Below are 16,415 nucleotides of genomic sequence, written 5' to 3'. Positions count from 1 at the left end.
TAAGCGTAAAAGGGAAAATTTAATTTATGGACCAGCTCTAACATTAAAAAGCAATGTAGTACACATTAAGGAATTAAACGAAGGGGAGTACATAAGTTATGAAGATTAATTTTCATAACAAAGAGAAAAGGTAAAAAGAAATATATAGAAAAAATATAATACAGTAATAAAGACTAGAAGTTATTTGTAAAATAGTAAAACATATATTTTGACAAAATGACATAATTTGCAATATAATTTAGATATACATAGATTTTTACTACCTGGAGGCAAATTATGTCTAAAAATGTTAGAAGAATAGATTTTATAAAAAAAATCGTAAATGTTAAAAATAATAGTCAATTTATTGGATGGAATTTAATAGAATATAATAAAGAGCAATATGAGGTGGAGTTTTTAGAATTAATGAAAAAGGGCTATGAGCAGATGGCTGAAATTAATTTAGAAATTGCAAACCTTCCTTTTGAGTGCGAAAATGCAGATATTAATGAGTATGAGAACTGGCTTTGCGGAGTGTGATATTTCTAATGACGACTATGGTAGTAAAAAGAGGGGACATTTTTTATGCGGATTTAAGCCCAGTTATTGGTTCAGAGCAAGGTGGAATTAGACCGGTAATAATAGTTCAAAATGATATTGGTAATAAATATAGTCCTACTGTAATAGTTGCGGCTATAACATCACAAATAAATAAAGCTAAATTACCAACACATGTTGAAATTTCATCAGAGGAGTATGGACTAAATAGGGATTCCGTTGTTTTATTGGAACAAGTTAGAACTTTAGACAAAAGAAGATTAAAAGAGAAAATAGGTCATATGACAGATACAGATATGAGGAAAGTTAATAAGGCTTTGCTTATTAGTTTAAATCTTGCTTAAACAAATTTATAATAAATAAATATACGTTATATAAAGATATACTTTATATACTTAAGAAACCCCAATGGGGTTTCTTTTATTTTTAAATATATTAGAAAGTGTATGCGAAAAACAAATAGTATATACTATTTAAAATAAAGATATAAAAAAACATCATATTTAAACAAATAGTATATACAAGCTAAAAATATTATGTTAAAATAAATTTAGCAAAAAGAGGGTAAAATATATTGAAATATATTTTTATGAGGAAATTTACGTAATTAAAGTCTTAGGAGGATAAGAAATGAGTAAAAATATTGAAGAATTGAAATCATTAGCTCAAACTGTTCGTGGAGATATAGTTTCTATGTTAACAGAATCATGTTCAGGACATCCAGGTGGTTCGTTATCATGTGCAGATATAGTAACTGCATTATTTTTTGGAGAAATGAATATTGATCCAAGTAATCCTAAAGATGAAAATAGAGATAGATTTGTATTATCAAAAGGTCATGCAGCACCAGTTCTGTATAGTGCTTTAGCAAGAAAAGGATATTTCAAAGTTGAAGAATTAAGTACATTAAGAAAATTTAGTTCAAGGCTACAAGGTCATCCAAGTATGAAGTGCTTACCAGGGGTTGATATGTCAACAGGTTCATTAGGACAAGGAATTTCAGTTGCTACAGGTATGGCGTTAGCAGGTAAAATTGATAATAAAAATTATAGAGTATATACAATTTTAGGTGATGGAGAATTAGAAGAAGGTCAAGTTTGGGAAGCTACAATGTCAGCGGCTCATTATAAGCTTGATAATTTAACTGCATTTATAGATTTTAATGGTCTACAAATAGATGGAGACATAACTAAGGTTATGAACCCTTCACCAATAGATAAGAAATTTGAAGCATTTGGATGGAATGTTTTGGTTATAGATGGACATAATATGGAAGAAATATTTGGAGCTATAGAAAAAGCTAAGAATTGCAAGGGAAAACCTACTGCGGTTATATGTAAAACAGTAAAGGGAAAAGGAGTTTCCTTTATGGAAAATCAAGCAGGATGGCATGGAACTGCACCAAATAAAGAACAATGTAAGCAAGCATTAGCAGAAATTGGAGGGGACAAATAATGAGTAAGAAGATTGCAACAAGAGAATCTTATGGTAAAGCATTAGCAGAGTTAGCAACTACAAATAAAAATATAGTAGTATTAGATGCAGACCTTTCAAAATCTACAAAAACTGCTGATTTTAAATCAGTTTGTGAAGAAAGATTTTTTAACATGGGAATAGCAGAAGCTAATATGATGGGAGTTGCAGCAGGATTATCAACTTGTGGAAAGGTACCTTTTGTAAGTACATTTGCAATGTTTGCAGCAGGTAGAGCTTTTGAGCAAATAAGAAACTCAATTTGTTATCCTAAATTAAATGTAAAAGTATGTGCTACACATGCTGGATTAACAGTTGGAGAAGATGGTGCATCACACCAAGCAATTGAAGATTTATCTTTAATGAGAAGTATACCAAATATGACAGTAATATGCCCAGCAGACGATGTTGAAACAAGAGCTGCAATAAAGGCAGTAGCAGAATTTGATGGACCTTGTTATGTAAGACTAGGTAGAGCAGCTGTTAATGTTATAAATGATGCTTCTACATATGAATTTAAAATAGGTAAGGGTGTTAAACTTACTGATGGTAATGATGTTACTATAGTTGCTACAGGAATTATGGTTGATGCAGCTTTAGAAGCAAGAGAAGAATTGTTAGAAGAAGGAATTAATGCTAGAGTTATAAATATTCATACATTAAAGCCATTAGATAATGAAATATTAATAAATGCTGCAAAAGAAACAGGGGCAATAGTTACAGCAGAAGAGCATAGTATTATTGGGGGATTAGGTTCAGCTGTATCAGAAGCTTTATCAGAAGAATATCCAGTTCCAGTTTTAAAGGTTGGAGTTAAGGATGTATTTGGAGAAAGTGGATTACCTAATCAATTACTAGAAGCTTATGGATTAACATCAGCAGAAATAGTTAAGAAAGCTAAAAAGGCGTTAACACTAAAAAAATAATTTGTTTACTATAATAATTTAAATATATAACCACTAAAAATAGCTAAATTTACCACTAAAGCTGTAGAAATTTTCTACAGCTTTTTAAATTTTAAATTACAATTTTTTTATTTAAGTAATATAATAGTAATTGTGGTTTAAATTGTTTAATGAAAATATTAATGTTATATTTAAAAAAAGGATAGAAAATAATCAATTGAGGAAAGATAATACAAAAACTTCCTCTAAGGAAGGGGGATATTTAATTTGAAGGAAAAAGTAAAAGAATATTTGTTAATTTTATTTGGGGTAATATTAGTAGCTATTTCTATGGAATATTTCTTTATTCCTAATAATATAGCAGCAGGTGGGTTAACTGGTTTAGCAATTGTTATAAATCATTATATTCCAGCAATTTCAACAGGTCCTTTAGTATTTATAATGGATTTATTTTTATTTGTAATTGGATTTATGATTTTAGGAAAAAACTTTGGAGTAAAATCCGTATATGCTAGTTTTAGCTTATCAATTATCATGACTATTATGGAAAAGGTATTAAAACCACAGGCTATTACTAATGATTTAATATTAGCAACATTGTTTGGAACCTTTATTACGGCTATTGGAATGGCTTTAGTTTTTAATGCCAATTCTAGTACAGGAGGAACAGATACAATAGCAAAAATATTAAATAAATTTTTTCATATAGATATAGGTAAAGCATTATTAGCAGTAGATTTTATAGTTACTCTTTTAGGAGTTTTGACTTTTGGTATTAATATTGGTTTATATGCCATGCTTGCAGTAGTTATAAATGGAATAGCTATAGATAATGTAATAGCAGGTTTTAGAGTTTGTAAGGAAATAACTATTATAAGTAGCCAAAATGATAAAATAGGAAAATTTATAATGGAAGACTTAGAACGTGGATGCACATATTTAAAAGGAGTAGGTGCATTTACAGGAGAGGATATGAAAATATTATATACTGTACTTGGAAGAAATGAATTTATAAAGTTAAAGCAGTATATAAGTAAAATAGATAAAAGAGCCTTTATCACAGTTGGAGAGGTTCATGAAGTTATGGGAGAAGGGTTTAAAGACATAGAGGAACTCTAAAACTCCATATATTTAGGAGGAAAACTAAAAATTATGAAAAAGTTAAAAGAGTATTTATTATCTACAGTAGGTGTTGCTATTGTAGCATTTGGATTAGAATATTTTTTCTTTCCTATCGGTGTTGCAGCTGGAGGAATATCGGGATTAGCATTAGGATTAAATGCAATTATAAATATAGACCCAAGTATATTAGTATTTATATTTAATATAGTACTGTTTATATTGGCATTTTTCTTAATAGGGGGATCATTTGGTTCAAAGAGTATATATTCCTCAGTTATGTTGTCTGTATTTATGTGGGTTGCAGAAAATATGCTTAATCCGAAGGCTATTACTGAAAATTTAGTTCTTGCATGTATATTTGGATCTATAACTATTGCAATGGGAACAGCTATAGTATTTCATCAAGGAGCATCAACAGGTGGAACTTCAATAATAGCAAAGATAATAAATAAATATTTTCATGTACCTATTGGACAATGTCTATTATTATCTGATTGTACAGTTACCTTATTAGCAATTTATTCTTTTGGTGTAGAAAAAGGATTATTTGGACTTTTAAGTTCAATATTAATAGGTATTTTAGTAGATAGGTTTATAGCAGGGTTTAATCCCGTTAAACAAGTTTTTATAGTTACTAAAGAAGAAAAACTTGTAGTAGACTTTATTACAAAAGATATAGATAGAGGATGCACTATTTTAACTGGTAAGGGTGGTTATACTAAAGCAGACACAACTATAATATACACAGTATTGAGTTCTAAACAATTTATAGTACTAAAGCAATTTATTAAAAAAAATAATCCAGAAGCATTTATTACAGTTAGTGAATCGACAGAAGCATTAGGTAAAGGCTTTACAGATTATTAATTATTTATGAAAATTTCGAAAAAATACCAAGAAAACTAGGGAATATTAGAGATAAAAGCATAAAAAACGTTTTTTAGGGTGATTTGTTATGCTATAATAACGCTATAGGTTTTAACCATAGAAAAAATACGCTGATGTGAGGTGTTAAATTATGATAGAATTTAAAAATGTATCGAAGATGTATGATAAAAATGTTAAAGCATTATCAGATGTAAATATAACAATAGATACCGGAGAATTTGTTTTCTTAGTTGGTCCATCAGGAGCAGGTAAATCAACTTTTATTAAGATGTTAATTAAAGAAGTTGATCCAACAGTAGGAGAAATAATTGTTGAAGGAAAGAAACTTTCAACAATATCAAGAAAGAAAACCCCTTATTATAGAAGAAAGATAGGAATGGTATTCCAAGATTTCAGATTAATACCATCATTAAATGTATATGAAAATGTTGCCTTTGCTATGAGAGTAGTTGAAGCATCTCCTAAAGAAATTAGAAAGAGAGTTCCTATGGTACTTTCACTTGTTGGACTTTCACATAAATATAAGATGTTTCCAACAGAGTTATCAGGTGGAGAACAACAAAGAGTTTCTTTAGCAAGAGCTATAGTAAACAATCCATCTGTACTTATATGTGATGAGCCAACTGGAAACTTAGATCCAGAAACAGCAAAAGAAATAATGGATTTACTTGATGACATAAATAGAGCAGGAACAACTATACTAATGGCAACACATGCTAAAGATATTGTTGATAACATGAAAAAGAGAGTTATTGCCATAGAAAAAGGTTGTATAACAAGAGATGAAAAGAGGGGGATGTACGAAGATGAAAATTAATACATTAAAATATTTTATAATAGATGCATTAAAAAGTCTTAAAAGAAATAGAACTATTAGTATAGCAGCTATGATTACAGTTCTAATTACATTCTTCATATTTGGATCCTTTACATTATTAGCATTAAATTTTAATAAAAGTATAGAAGAAGTAGCATCAAAAGTTGAAATTAAAGTATACTTACAAGATGATATAAAATTAGTAGACCAAAGAGAAGTTGAAATTAAGTTAAATGAACAAGAGGGAGTTAAGAATGTTACTTATGAATCAAAAGAAGAAGCATTTTTAAAATTTAAGGAAAGCTTAAAGGATAATCCAGGATTATTACAAGGATATGATCTTCAAAATAATCCACTACCAAATTCATTTATAGTAAAATTAGAAAACCCAGATTATGCTAAACCAATTGGAGAATCAGTTAAGAGCATGACTGGAGTAGAAAGTATAAATAACCAACAAGATGTAATAGATACTATTAGTTCAATGGTGAAGGTTTTACAATCAGTTGGTATAGTATTGTTCTTTGTATTTATAGCAGTATCAATATTCTTAATAACCAATACTATTAAAATAACAGTGTACTCAAGAAGAAGAGAAGTTGGAATAATGAAATTTGTAGGGGCTACAGATTGGTTTATTAGATGGCCATTTATAATAGAAGGTATAATTATTGGAGCTGTAGGGTCATTACTTTCAAGTATAGTATTATACTTCGGATATGAGGCTGTATTTAAAATGGTAGTATCTAATATGTTCCTTGTTAATTTAATTACACCAGGATTTGTATTAGGAACTTTAACTTGGCTATTCTTAGGTGGTGGAATAGTAGTAGGAGCAATTGGTAGCTTTGCAGCATTAAGAAGATTCTTAGATGTATAAAATGGGGTATATATGGGAATTTGATTGAAAGGAAGTATAGTTTATGGAGGATTCTAATAGTAGAAAAGGAAAAACAAATGGTAGAAACAAGAAGATCATTATAACATTTATAATAGTAGTGATTTTCATAGCATCAAATCTAACTTTTTTTTACATAGGAAATGTATTTGCATTTAGTGGGATAAGACTAAAAAGTATAAGTACAAATGTAGCAAAAGATTTAGAAAATGTTAAAGATGTAGAGAAATATGATTTGCTTTTCCAGGTTAGAGAATCTCTTTTAACAAAGTATGATGGAGAAATAGATGATCAAAAGTTATTAGAAGCAGCAATTAAGGGAATGACAGCATCATTAAAAGATCCATATACAGTATTTATGAATTCAAATGAATATAAATCATTTGTAGAACAAAGTGAGGGACACTTTGTTGGAATTGGAGCTCAACTTGGAATGAAGGATGGAAGAATAACTGTAGTTGCTCCAATAGATGGGTCGCCAGCAGAAAAAGCAGGGTTGCTTGCAGGTGATATAATAAAAAAAGTCGATGGAAATGAATTAGTAGAGGCTAATGTTGAGAAAACAGTATCTATGATAAAGGGCGAAAAAGGAAAGCCTGTTACATTAACTATAGAAAGAAATAACGAAAAAACATTTGATGTAACAATTACTAGAGACGAGATAAAGATGGTTTCAGTAAAGGGTGAAATCCTTGATAATTCAGTAGGATATATTCAAATAGCATCCTTTGATGAATATGTAGCAAAAGATTTTAAAAACAAAATTGTAGAGTTGAAAGAAAAAGGTATGAAGGGAATGATTCTTGATCTAAGAGGAAACCCAGGTGGATTTTTAGGAGAAGCAGTTAAAGTAGCATCTCAATTCATACCAAAGGGAAAAGTTGTAACATACACAATAGATAAATATGAAAATAAGCTTGAATCTAAATCAGTAGGAGGAGAAGCAGAAGATATGCCATTAGTTGTTTTAATTGATGGAGGAAGTGCTTCAGCTTCAGAAGTTGTTACAGGTGCCTTAAGAGATTATGGCGTAGCAACTACAGTAGGGGTAACAAGCTTTGGAAAAGGTGTAGTTCAACAACTTGTAGAATATAAAGATAGAAATGGTGGTCTTAAGGTAACTACTTCTAAGTATTACACTCCAAATGGAGAAAATATACACAAAAAAGGTATAAAGCCAGATATAGAAGTTAATATACCAAAGGATCAACTTGAAAAACCATATAATAGAGCTGAGGACCCTCAGTTGAACAAAGGTTTAGAAGTAATAAAAGAAAAGTTAAAATAATAAGAAATAGGAGGCTCTAAAATGGAATTAATACTATATACATTAAGAACCGTAGCCTATGCCATAATTGAGCCAACTCATATATTAATGCTAGTAATTTTAGGAATAGTATTTTATACAAAAAACAGAAGAGTATCAATAATGCAAAAGATGACAATAGGGGAGAGTTTAAACTCTCCCCTAGAACTTACATTATCACAAATTGTATTAGGAATAGTCGCAGGGACAATAGGTAGCATTATATTAAGCTGTTTAGGTATAGTATTTAATCAAAATTCAGGAATAGAGATGTTATTTATAGTATCATTATTGTTACTGTTTTTTAAAAAGAGATTTATATGTTTTTCTTATTCAGGAGCAGTACTTGGAATTATTAGTATAATTTCATCAATTATAGCTAAAGCAACAGGAACTAATACATATATACATATAGACATTCTTTCTCTAATGACTTTTGTAGGAGTTTTACATATAGTAGAAGCTTTCTTAGTTATAATAGATGGTGGAAGAGGAGCATTACCGGTATTTTCAAATAGAGACGGTAAAATAGTTGGTGGATTTGCATTTAATAGATATTGGGCTATACCAATAGCATTTTTTATAGTTATTAGTGGATCAATATCAAGTAGTGCAACATCTATAAGTGTAGCAACACCAAATTGGTGGCCAATAATTAATAAAGATATTACTTTAGAATTATTAAAAACAGCGATAATTTCGGCAATACCACTATATGGTATGATAGGATATAGTTCAGTTACATTCACAAAGGATAAAGCAAAAAAGCCTATTTACTCAGGTTTAGGAATTTTATTCTATGGTATATCATTAACATTAGTAGCTCAACTAGCTAATTTTGGAATAATCGGAGCTATTATTGCAATAGTATATGCTCCAATTGCTCATGAAGCAATGATTAAGATACAAAAAAAGCTAGAAGAAAAGGGAGAGTATCTTTATGTAACTGATGAAAAAGGAGTTTCTATTTTAGAAGTAGCACCTACCTCTCCAGCATATGAAGTTGGAATAAGACGTGGAGATAAAATTTTAGAAATAAATAACGAAAGAATAATCTCAGAAGCTGAAGTTTTTAAAATGATTAGGGAAAATATCCATGAAATTTCAATAAAGATAAAGAAGATTTCCGGGGAAATAGTCGATTTTTCACTAAAACCTAGGAATAAAAGAATAGGAATTTTACTTGTACCTAAAATGGTTAATAAAGAAGATGCATTAGATATAAATAAAGATGATTTTAAAAAAGTTTTAGATGAGTTAAAGAAAAAAAGATAATTTTATAAGAGTTTTTAATACCCTATTAGTAGGCAAGTATAGCATTATATAAAGTCTACTTATAGGGTATTTTTAATACTTATTTTGTAATGTTAATATTGGATTAATTATTATTGAATAAGGAAAAAATAAGATATAAAATATATTTAATAATATAAGGAAGAAATTACAAATAGATAAGGGAGGGTAAAATGCCAGAATTTAAAATAGAGTCTAAATTTAAACCAACAGGAGATCAACCACAAGCTATAGAAAGTCTTGTTAATTCAATAAAAAATGGAGATAGGGGGCAAACACTTCTTGGAGTAACTGGATCTGGAAAAACTTATACTATGGCTAACATAATAGAAAGGCTTCAAAAACCGACTATAGTATTAGCACATAATAAAACTCTTGCAGCACAATTATGTTCAGAATTTAAGGAGTTTTTTCCTAATAATATAGTAGAATATTTTGTTTCATATTATGATTATTATCAGCCAGAAGCTTATGTACCACAAACAGATACATTTATAGAAAAAGATGCATCGATAAATGATGAAATAGATAAGCTTAGACATTCATCTACATCAGCATTACTTGAAAGAAGAGATGTTATAATAGTAGCTTCAGTTTCTTGTATTTATGGGTTAGGTAACCCTGAAGAGTATAAAAAACTAACTATATCATTAAGAACTGGAATGGAAAAGGAAAGAGATGAGATAATAAAAAGACTTATAGAAATTCAATATGAAAGAAATGATATTGATTTTGCAAGAGGTAGCTTTAGAGTTAGAGGTGATTCCTTGGATATAATTCCTGCATCATCATCTAACAAAGGAATAAGAATAGAATTTTTTGGTGATGAAATTGAGAGGATAAGAGAATTTGATGTTTTAACAGGAACAATAATAGGAGAAAGGAATCACGTTTCTATTTCACCAGCATCTCACTTTGCAACTTCACAAGAAGTTTTAGAAAGGGCCATAAAGTCAATAGAAGATGAATTAGAGGAAAGATTAAAAGAACTTAATGGACAAGAAAAATTATTAGAAGCTCAAAGACTTAGACAAAGAACAAATTATGATATAGAAATGATTAGAGAAATGGGATATTGTAGTGGAATAGAAAATTATTCAAGAATCTTAGATGGAAGAGATGCTGGGACTCCACCACAAACATTATTAGATTACTTCCCAGATGATTATTTAATGTTTATAGATGAAAGTCATGTTACTCTTCCCCAATGTAGGGCTATGTATGCAGGCGATAAATCAAGAAAAAATACTTTAGTTGATTATGGATTTAGATTACCATGTGCATATGATAATAGACCATTAAAGTTTGAGGAATTTGAGAGAAAAATGAATCAAGTTGTTTTTGTAAGTGCTACACCAGCTCAATATGAAATAGATAATTCAACTAACATAGCTGAGCAAATAATAAGACCTACAGGATTACTAGATCCTGTTATAGAGATAAGACCTGTGGAAGGACAAATAGATAACTTATATGAAGAGATAAGAAGGACAACAGAGAAAGGTTTTAGAACTTTAATTACTACATTAACAAAAAGAATGGCAGAAGACTTAACTAAGTACTTAAAGGATTTAGGAATAAAAACAACTTATATGCATTCTGATATAGAAACTATAGAAAGAATGAAAATAATAAGAGATTTAAGGCTTGGAGAGTTTGATGTTCTTGTTGGTATAAATCTTTTAAGGGAAGGGCTAGATATACCAGAGGTGGCATTAGTTGCAATATTAGATGCAGATAAAGAAGGATTTTTAAGATCAGAAACATCTTTAATACAAACTATAGGTAGAGCTGCTAGAAATTCGGAAAGTAAAGTTATTATGTATGCAGATAAGATAACAAAATCTATGGATAAAGCTATCAAAGAAACAAATAGAAGAAGAGAAGTTCAAATGAAATATAATGAGGAACATGGAATTATTCCACAAACAATTATAAAAGATGTAAGAGCTGTTATAGAAGCTACAAAGGTAGCAGAAGTAAAAGAAGAGTATATAGTTGAAAAAGAAGAAGATGTTTCACCAAAGGATAAGAAAAAGTTAATTAAAAAATATACGGAAGAAATGATGGAATCTGCTAAAAATTTACAATTTGAAAGGGCGGCAGAATTAAGAGATATAATAGATAAATTAAAGAAGAAATAGAGTTTATATAAATAAAGTGAAATTTGAATTAGGTATTGAACTTTAGAAAAAAAATCCAGAAATAGCGGACAAATTATTAGAAAGATATAATACTAGGGTTTAAAATAAATAAACATTATATTATTATAGTTGTGAATAAGAGAATTTAGGAGGAACTATTATGACAGAGAAAGAAAAAATGTTAAATGGAAAGGCTTATAGATCTTTTGGAGAAGAGCTTCTAAATGAACGTCAACACGCAAAAGAACTAATTTTTGATTTTAATAATTTACGACCAAAGGAAGTAGAAAAAAGAAATGAAATTATTAGTAATTTGTTTGGAAAAACAGGAGATAATTTTTTTATTGAACCTCCATTTCGCTGTGACTATGGATATAATATAGAAATAGGTGAAAATTTTTATTCAAATTATAATTGTGTAATTTTAGATTGTGCTAAAGTAAAAATAGGAAAGAATGTATTGCTTGCTCCTAATGTTGGGATTTATACTGCTGGGCATCCAATACATCATGAACTACGCGCAGAGGAGTATGAATATGCTTTTCCTATAACAATAGGAGATGATGTATGGATTGGAGCAAATACAGTTATAAATCCAGGAGTTTCAATAGGAGATAACTGTGTTATAGGATCAGGAAGTGTAGTTACTAAAGATATTCCTGCAAATACAATAGCAGCTGGTAACCCTTGTAAAGTTATTCGTAAAATAACTGAGGATGATAAAAAATACTATTTTAAAAAGTTAGAAATAGAAAGATAAACTTTAAAACTACTCAACTTTAATGAGTAGTTTTTTATTATTTAGGAAAATCCTTGTATAAAGTTATTTTTTATTTATAGAAATATTTTTAAAAATATAGGATTTGTGATAAAATTAACAAGAGGACTTTATACAAAGGATGGGATTATATGAAAAATAAAAAATATTTAATATCATTAATACTTGTATTTTTAATGATGGCTTTAGCTGAATATATGGGAGAAAAAGAAATAATATTCCCAGAAATATTAGCTTTAGCAGTAGGGGCTTGGATTGCAGACAAGCAACCATGGAAAATAAGTAAGATAGGCTTAGTTATTTTAATGACATTATCAGCAATTGTTGGTGTAGGTATTGTTAGATATATTAATTTAGGATTAGTTATACAAGTAGCTATATCATTGGTATTTACAGGGATTTGTCTAAAAGCAACGAAGACAACACTTGTTCCTATGATATCAGCGTGCGTTCTTCCAGTAATAATGGGAACAGAAACATGGATATATCCAATTTCTGTATTTTTGATGTCTTTAATAATAGTTATAGTTCAAGGTTTCATGGAAAAATATAATATTAGACAGATTCAAGAAAAAACTAAAATAGAGTTAGGACAAGAAGATATTAAAAAAGAAACAGTAAGATTAGTTAAATTATTTACAATAATTATTCTTATTACAATTATTTCTGTTAAGAGTGGAAATACATTTTTAATGGCTCCACCACTGATTGTAGCTTTTGTGGAGTTAAGTGAAACAAAAAGTAAGGCTAGAAAAAATCCTAAAAAGTTATTTTTATTATTTACTTTAGCAGCATTAATAGGTACATCAGCAAGGTTTATACTTAATATAAATCTATTACTACCTTTATGGATCACTGCTATGATTTCCACTATTGGAGTATTTATTTGTTTTGAGAAGTTAGAAATGTTATTTCCACCAGTAGCAGCGATTGCTTTGCTTCCTATGATTTTAGAAGTAGAAAAGGTTAAAATGTTTTCTATACAAGTTATAATAGGAAGTTTACTATTTATAGTTATTGCAATGTTTGTATTTAAAGAAGAAAATATTAAAGTAGAAGAAAATATTAAAATTGAAGATGATGAAATAATGGTTTCTTAATAAAGGTTGGCTACAAGGATTTATTTTGGGGATAAAATATCTATTGCAGTTGAAAATATATGGGAATAATAGTTAAATAAAGAAATAGGGTGAAATAAGCTAACCCCTGTCTACTTGACAGGGGGTAGCTCAAAAATCACTCTATTTTTTTATTTTATAGTAGTTCATCAAAGCGGTTTATATAAACTTTTTTTATTATATTAACAAGAATCATATAGCAAACAATTATACCTAAAAGATATGGGAAATAAATTAGTGGCAATGGAGCCATATTTAAGTTTATACCAACTTCAGTGTAAGGAATAACTGTTCCAATAATAATACCTATAAATGTAATTACTATTACAGGTAAAGATGCTCTGCTTTGTAAAAATGGAATCTTTGGTGTACGTAGGTTATGGATCACAAGAGTTTGTGACCATAGGGATTCTACAAACCATCCTGCATTAAATATTGCTATAAATAATACTTTGTTTACGCCAGGATCATTAAAGCTTCCACCAGCAACCATTGGGCAAATTATAAAGAACATAATTAAATAAGTTGCTATATCGAAAATTGAACTAGTAGGTCCAATAAATATCATAAAGTTACGGATTGAAGAGGCATCCCATTTTCTTGGAGTTTTTAAAAAGTCTTCATCCATGTTATCCCAAGGAATTGAAATACAAGAAATATCGTAAATAAGGTTTAAAACTAAAATTTGAATTGGTAACATAGGAATAAAAGGTAAAAATAAACTAGCAACTAATACAGAAAACATGTTACCGAAATTAGAACTTGCAGTCATTTTTATATATTTTATAATGTTTCCATAAATTTTACGACCTTCTATAACACCTTTTTCTAATACCATAAGATCTTTTTCAAGTAATATAATATCAGCAGATTCTTTTGCTATATCTACAGCAGTATCAACAGATATCCCAACATCAGCTTTTTTCATAGCAGCTGCATCATTTATTCCATCTCCAAGAAAGCCAACAACACTTCCACTATTTTTTAATGCTTCTACTATTCTAACTTTTTGACTTGGAGATAGTTTAGCAAAAACGTTACTTTCTTTTACAGCAATTGAAAGTAATGTATCATCAAGTTCATCTATATCAGAACCAAGTAGTAAGTTTTCTACATCTATACCTACTTGTTTACAAATGCATCTAGTTACAGAATCGTTATCTCCTGTTAACACTTTTACAGATACACCGTAATCATTAAGAGCCTTTATAGCTTGACTAGTACTTTCTTTTGGTGGATCTAAAAATGCAAGATATCCCATAAGAACCATATCTGCTTCATCCTTTATAGAAAAAGCATCAACTTCAGAAGGATTAGTCTTTTGAGCAACAGCGATAACTCTCATGCCTTGAGAATTAAGTTTTTCAACTGTTTGAAGAATTTCTTCTTTTATCATAGAAGTAAGTTTTTCAACTTTACCGTTATATTCTACAAAGGTTGATATATTAAGCATTTCCTCAACAGCGCCTTTAGTAATAAGTTGAGTTTTGTTATTTTTATCTTTAATAACTACGCTCATTCTACGACGGTTAAAGTCAAATGGAATTTCATCAACTTTAGTGTATGCTTGTTCTAAACTATGGTAAGGCTCACATTTACCATGTTCTAATATTGCAATATCCATTAGATTTTTAAGACCAGTTTGATAAAAACTATTTAAAAATCCATGACGAAGAACTCTTTCATCTTCTTTACCTTGAATATTAAGATGATATTCTAAAACAACTTTATCTTGAGTTAAAGTTCCTGTTTTATCTGTACAAAGTACATCCATAGCACCAAAATTTTGCATTGAGTTTAAGTTTTTAACTACAGTTTTTTGCTTAGACATCTTTAATGCACCTTTGGCAAGATTAGTAGTTACTATCATTGGTAACATTTCAGGGGTTAAGCCTACTGCTATGGATAAAGCAAATAATAGAGCTTGAATCCAATCACCTTTTGTGAAACCATTAATAAATAATACAAAAGGTACCATAAACATCATAAAGCGAATAAGAAGCCATGAAACAGAATTTACCCCTTTTTCAAAGGAAGTTACTGTATGAGTACTTGTTATTGTTTTTGCCATTGAGCCAAAATAAGTTTGGTCACCGGTTGTAATAACTACGCATATTGCAGAGCCACTTATTACGTTACTACCCATAAAGCCAAGATTATCATATTCAAGTGGGCTAGAAGTTGTAATAAACTCTTTTGTTTCACCATATTTTTCAAAAGGTTCACTTTCACCAGTAAGTGCAGATTGACTTACAAATAAATCTTTTGCATGAAGTATTCTAACGTCAGCTGGAATCATATCACCAGCAGCAAGATAAACAATATCACCAGGAACTATTTCAGATAGTGGAATTTCTATTTTCCCAAAACCTTCACGTTCAACAGCAGTAGTTGTTTTAATTAATGCATTAAGTTTTTCAGCAGCATTACTAGAACGTGTTTCTTGTACAAAACGTAGTAAACCGCTTATAGTTACCATAGTTAAAACTATAATTACAGATGTAAAGCTTCTTTCTTCTTTAGATACTAAAATTATATCTGTAAAGGCAGAAATACAAGCTAAAGCAATTAAAACTATAGTAAAAGGATTTATAAATGCTTCAAATATTTTTTTAAATACAGAAGCTTGCTTTTCGTGTGAAATTTCATTATTTCCATATTTATCTCTTAAATTTTCAATTTGTGATTCCTTTAAACCCTTAAGTGAAGTTCTAAATTCATTAAGTAGCGTGCTATTATCCATTGTAGCGGCCTTTAAAAGAATATTATTAACAGTTTCTCTTTGAGATAAATTTGTTTTTAAGTTTTTTTTGTTCATGTTCATTACCTCCTAAATTAAATAATTGATATTTTGGAAATCTAGAATATTAGGAAGCAAGACATAGAACATAGGACACAAGTAAAATGCCTATTTTAAGATATTAAGTTTTAAATTTCATTTAAAGGCAGAAGAATAGACAAAGGCTTAAAGTAAGTCTTTTTATATCTACTCTTCTTTATACTATGCCCACAAGGCTCTATGCATTGCCTACTCCCTTCGTCCATTCATTTCCACCTCCTATTTCAAAAAATTTGACAAATAAAAAATCCTTGCCAAAGCATAAACAATGACAAGGAATATATCCTAAATAAACTA

Annotated in this window: 14 protein-coding genes; 13 read left to right on the top strand and 1 reads right to left on the bottom strand. The window is 29.3% G+C overall.

Annotated features, from left to right (window positions below; translation table 11 throughout):
• The first annotated feature begins 276 nt into the window (after positions 1-276).
• The 13 genes from ACYQ1T_RS04815 (at position 277) to ACYQ1T_RS04755 (ending at position 13,261) form a co-directional block, all read left to right on the top strand.
• Positions 277-519 (top strand): hypothetical protein, encoded by a 243-nt coding sequence (locus ACYQ1T_RS04815; protein ID WP_459832435.1) that lies wholly within the window; start codon positions 277-279, stop codon positions 517-519.
• Between the two features lie 8 nt (positions 520-527).
• Positions 528-881: a type II toxin-antitoxin system PemK/MazF family toxin gene (locus ACYQ1T_RS04810; protein WP_459832433.1), complete on the top strand. Its 354-nt coding sequence runs from the start codon at positions 528-530 to the stop codon at positions 879-881.
• 286 nt (positions 882-1,167) lie between these two features.
• On the top strand, positions 1,168-1,992 hold the full coding sequence (locus ACYQ1T_RS04805; protein ID WP_459832432.1) for a transketolase: 825 nt from the start codon (positions 1,168-1,170) through the stop codon (positions 1,990-1,992).
• Positions 1,992-2,936 (top strand): transketolase family protein, encoded by a 945-nt coding sequence (locus tag ACYQ1T_RS04800; RefSeq protein WP_459832429.1) that lies wholly within the window; start codon positions 1,992-1,994, stop codon positions 2,934-2,936. Before ACYQ1T_RS04805 ends, ACYQ1T_RS04800 begins: the two co-directional genes overlap by 1 nt.
• 246 nt (positions 2,937-3,182) lie before the next feature.
• On the top strand, positions 3,183-4,034 hold the full coding sequence (locus ACYQ1T_RS04795) for a YitT family protein (protein ID WP_459832427.1): 852 nt from the start codon (positions 3,183-3,185) through the stop codon (positions 4,032-4,034).
• A 33-nt stretch (positions 4,035-4,067) separates the two neighbouring features.
• Complete coding sequence (locus ACYQ1T_RS04790; protein ID WP_459832424.1) at positions 4,068-4,904, top strand: YitT family protein; 837 nt, start codon at positions 4,068-4,070, stop codon at positions 4,902-4,904.
• A gap of 151 nt (positions 4,905-5,055) precedes the next feature.
• A complete protein-coding gene (gene ftsE, locus ACYQ1T_RS04785; RefSeq protein ID WP_459832421.1) occupies positions 5,056-5,742 on the top strand; it encodes a cell division ATP-binding protein FtsE in 687 nt (228 codons plus the stop codon).
• Positions 5,732-6,622, top strand: coding sequence for a permease-like cell division protein FtsX (gene ftsX, locus ACYQ1T_RS04780; RefSeq protein ID WP_459832418.1), 891 nt, complete (start codon positions 5,732-5,734; stop codon positions 6,620-6,622). The genes ftsE and ftsX overlap by 11 nt, the downstream gene beginning before the upstream one ends.
• Before the next feature lie 43 nt (positions 6,623-6,665).
• Positions 6,666-7,928 carry a S41 family peptidase gene (locus ACYQ1T_RS04775; protein ID WP_459832415.1) on the top strand — a complete coding sequence of 421 codons (1,263 nt, stop codon included), beginning with the start codon at positions 6,666-6,668 and terminating at the stop codon, positions 7,926-7,928.
• Positions 7,929-7,949: 21 nt separating this feature from the next.
• The gene (locus tag ACYQ1T_RS04770) at positions 7,950-9,221 is read left to right on the top strand and encodes a PDZ domain-containing protein (RefSeq protein WP_459832413.1); all 1,272 of its coding nucleotides are present in this window, start codon (positions 7,950-7,952) and stop codon (positions 9,219-9,221) included.
• A 191-nt stretch (positions 9,222-9,412) separates the two neighbouring features.
• Entirely contained in the window at positions 9,413-11,383 is a 1,971-nt protein-coding gene (gene uvrB, locus ACYQ1T_RS04765; RefSeq protein WP_459832411.1) for an excinuclease ABC subunit UvrB, read from the top strand.
• Between the two features lie 160 nt (positions 11,384-11,543).
• A complete protein-coding gene (locus ACYQ1T_RS04760; protein ID WP_459832409.1) occupies positions 11,544-12,143 on the top strand; it encodes a sugar O-acetyltransferase in 600 nt (199 codons plus the stop codon).
• Between the two features lie 149 nt (positions 12,144-12,292).
• Positions 12,293-13,261, top strand: a complete 969-nt coding sequence (locus tag ACYQ1T_RS04755) for a hypothetical protein (RefSeq protein WP_459832406.1) — start codon at positions 12,293-12,295, stop codon at positions 13,259-13,261.
• Between the two features lie 154 nt (positions 13,262-13,415).
• Here the strand turns inward: ACYQ1T_RS04755 and mgtA are convergent, their stop codons facing one another.
• Positions 13,416-16,097, bottom strand: a complete 2,682-nt coding sequence (gene mgtA / locus ACYQ1T_RS04750) for a magnesium-translocating P-type ATPase (protein WP_459832404.1) — start codon at positions 16,095-16,097, stop codon at positions 13,416-13,418.
• Positions 16,098-16,415: the final 318 nt, after the last annotated feature.

This window comes from Clostridium carnis (genome assembly GCF_054657435.1).
This window is presented reverse-complemented; position numbering and strand designations above follow the sequence as displayed.

Coding starts and splice junctions, on each gene's coding strand:
- ACYQ1T_RS04790 (WP_459832424.1), top strand. CDS start 4,068: ATGAAAAAGTTAAAAGAGTATTTATTATCTACAGTAGGTGTTGCTATT.
- ftsE (WP_459832421.1), top strand. CDS start 5,056: ATGATAGAATTTAAAAATGTATCGAAGATGTATGATAAAAATGTTAAA.
- ACYQ1T_RS04810 (WP_459832433.1), top strand. CDS start 528: ATGACGACTATGGTAGTAAAAAGAGGGGACATTTTTTATGCGGATTTA.
- ACYQ1T_RS04805 (WP_459832432.1), top strand. CDS start 1,168: ATGAGTAAAAATATTGAAGAATTGAAATCATTAGCTCAAACTGTTCGT.
- mgtA (WP_459832404.1), bottom strand. CDS start 16,097: ATGAACAAAAAAAACTTAAAAACAAATTTATCTCAAAGAGAAACTGTT.
- ACYQ1T_RS04755 (WP_459832406.1), top strand. CDS start 12,293: ATGAAAAATAAAAAATATTTAATATCATTAATACTTGTATTTTTAATG.
- ACYQ1T_RS04770 (WP_459832413.1), top strand. CDS start 7,950: ATGGAATTAATACTATATACATTAAGAACCGTAGCCTATGCCATAATT.
- ACYQ1T_RS04775 (WP_459832415.1), top strand. CDS start 6,666: ATGGAGGATTCTAATAGTAGAAAAGGAAAAACAAATGGTAGAAACAAG.
- ACYQ1T_RS04800 (WP_459832429.1), top strand. CDS start 1,992: ATGAGTAAGAAGATTGCAACAAGAGAATCTTATGGTAAAGCATTAGCA.
- ACYQ1T_RS04760 (WP_459832409.1), top strand. CDS start 11,544: ATGACAGAGAAAGAAAAAATGTTAAATGGAAAGGCTTATAGATCTTTT.
- ACYQ1T_RS04815 (WP_459832435.1), top strand. CDS start 277: ATGTCTAAAAATGTTAGAAGAATAGATTTTATAAAAAAAATCGTAAAT.
- uvrB (WP_459832411.1), top strand. CDS start 9,413: ATGCCAGAATTTAAAATAGAGTCTAAATTTAAACCAACAGGAGATCAA.
- ftsX (WP_459832418.1), top strand. CDS start 5,732: ATGAAAATTAATACATTAAAATATTTTATAATAGATGCATTAAAAAGT.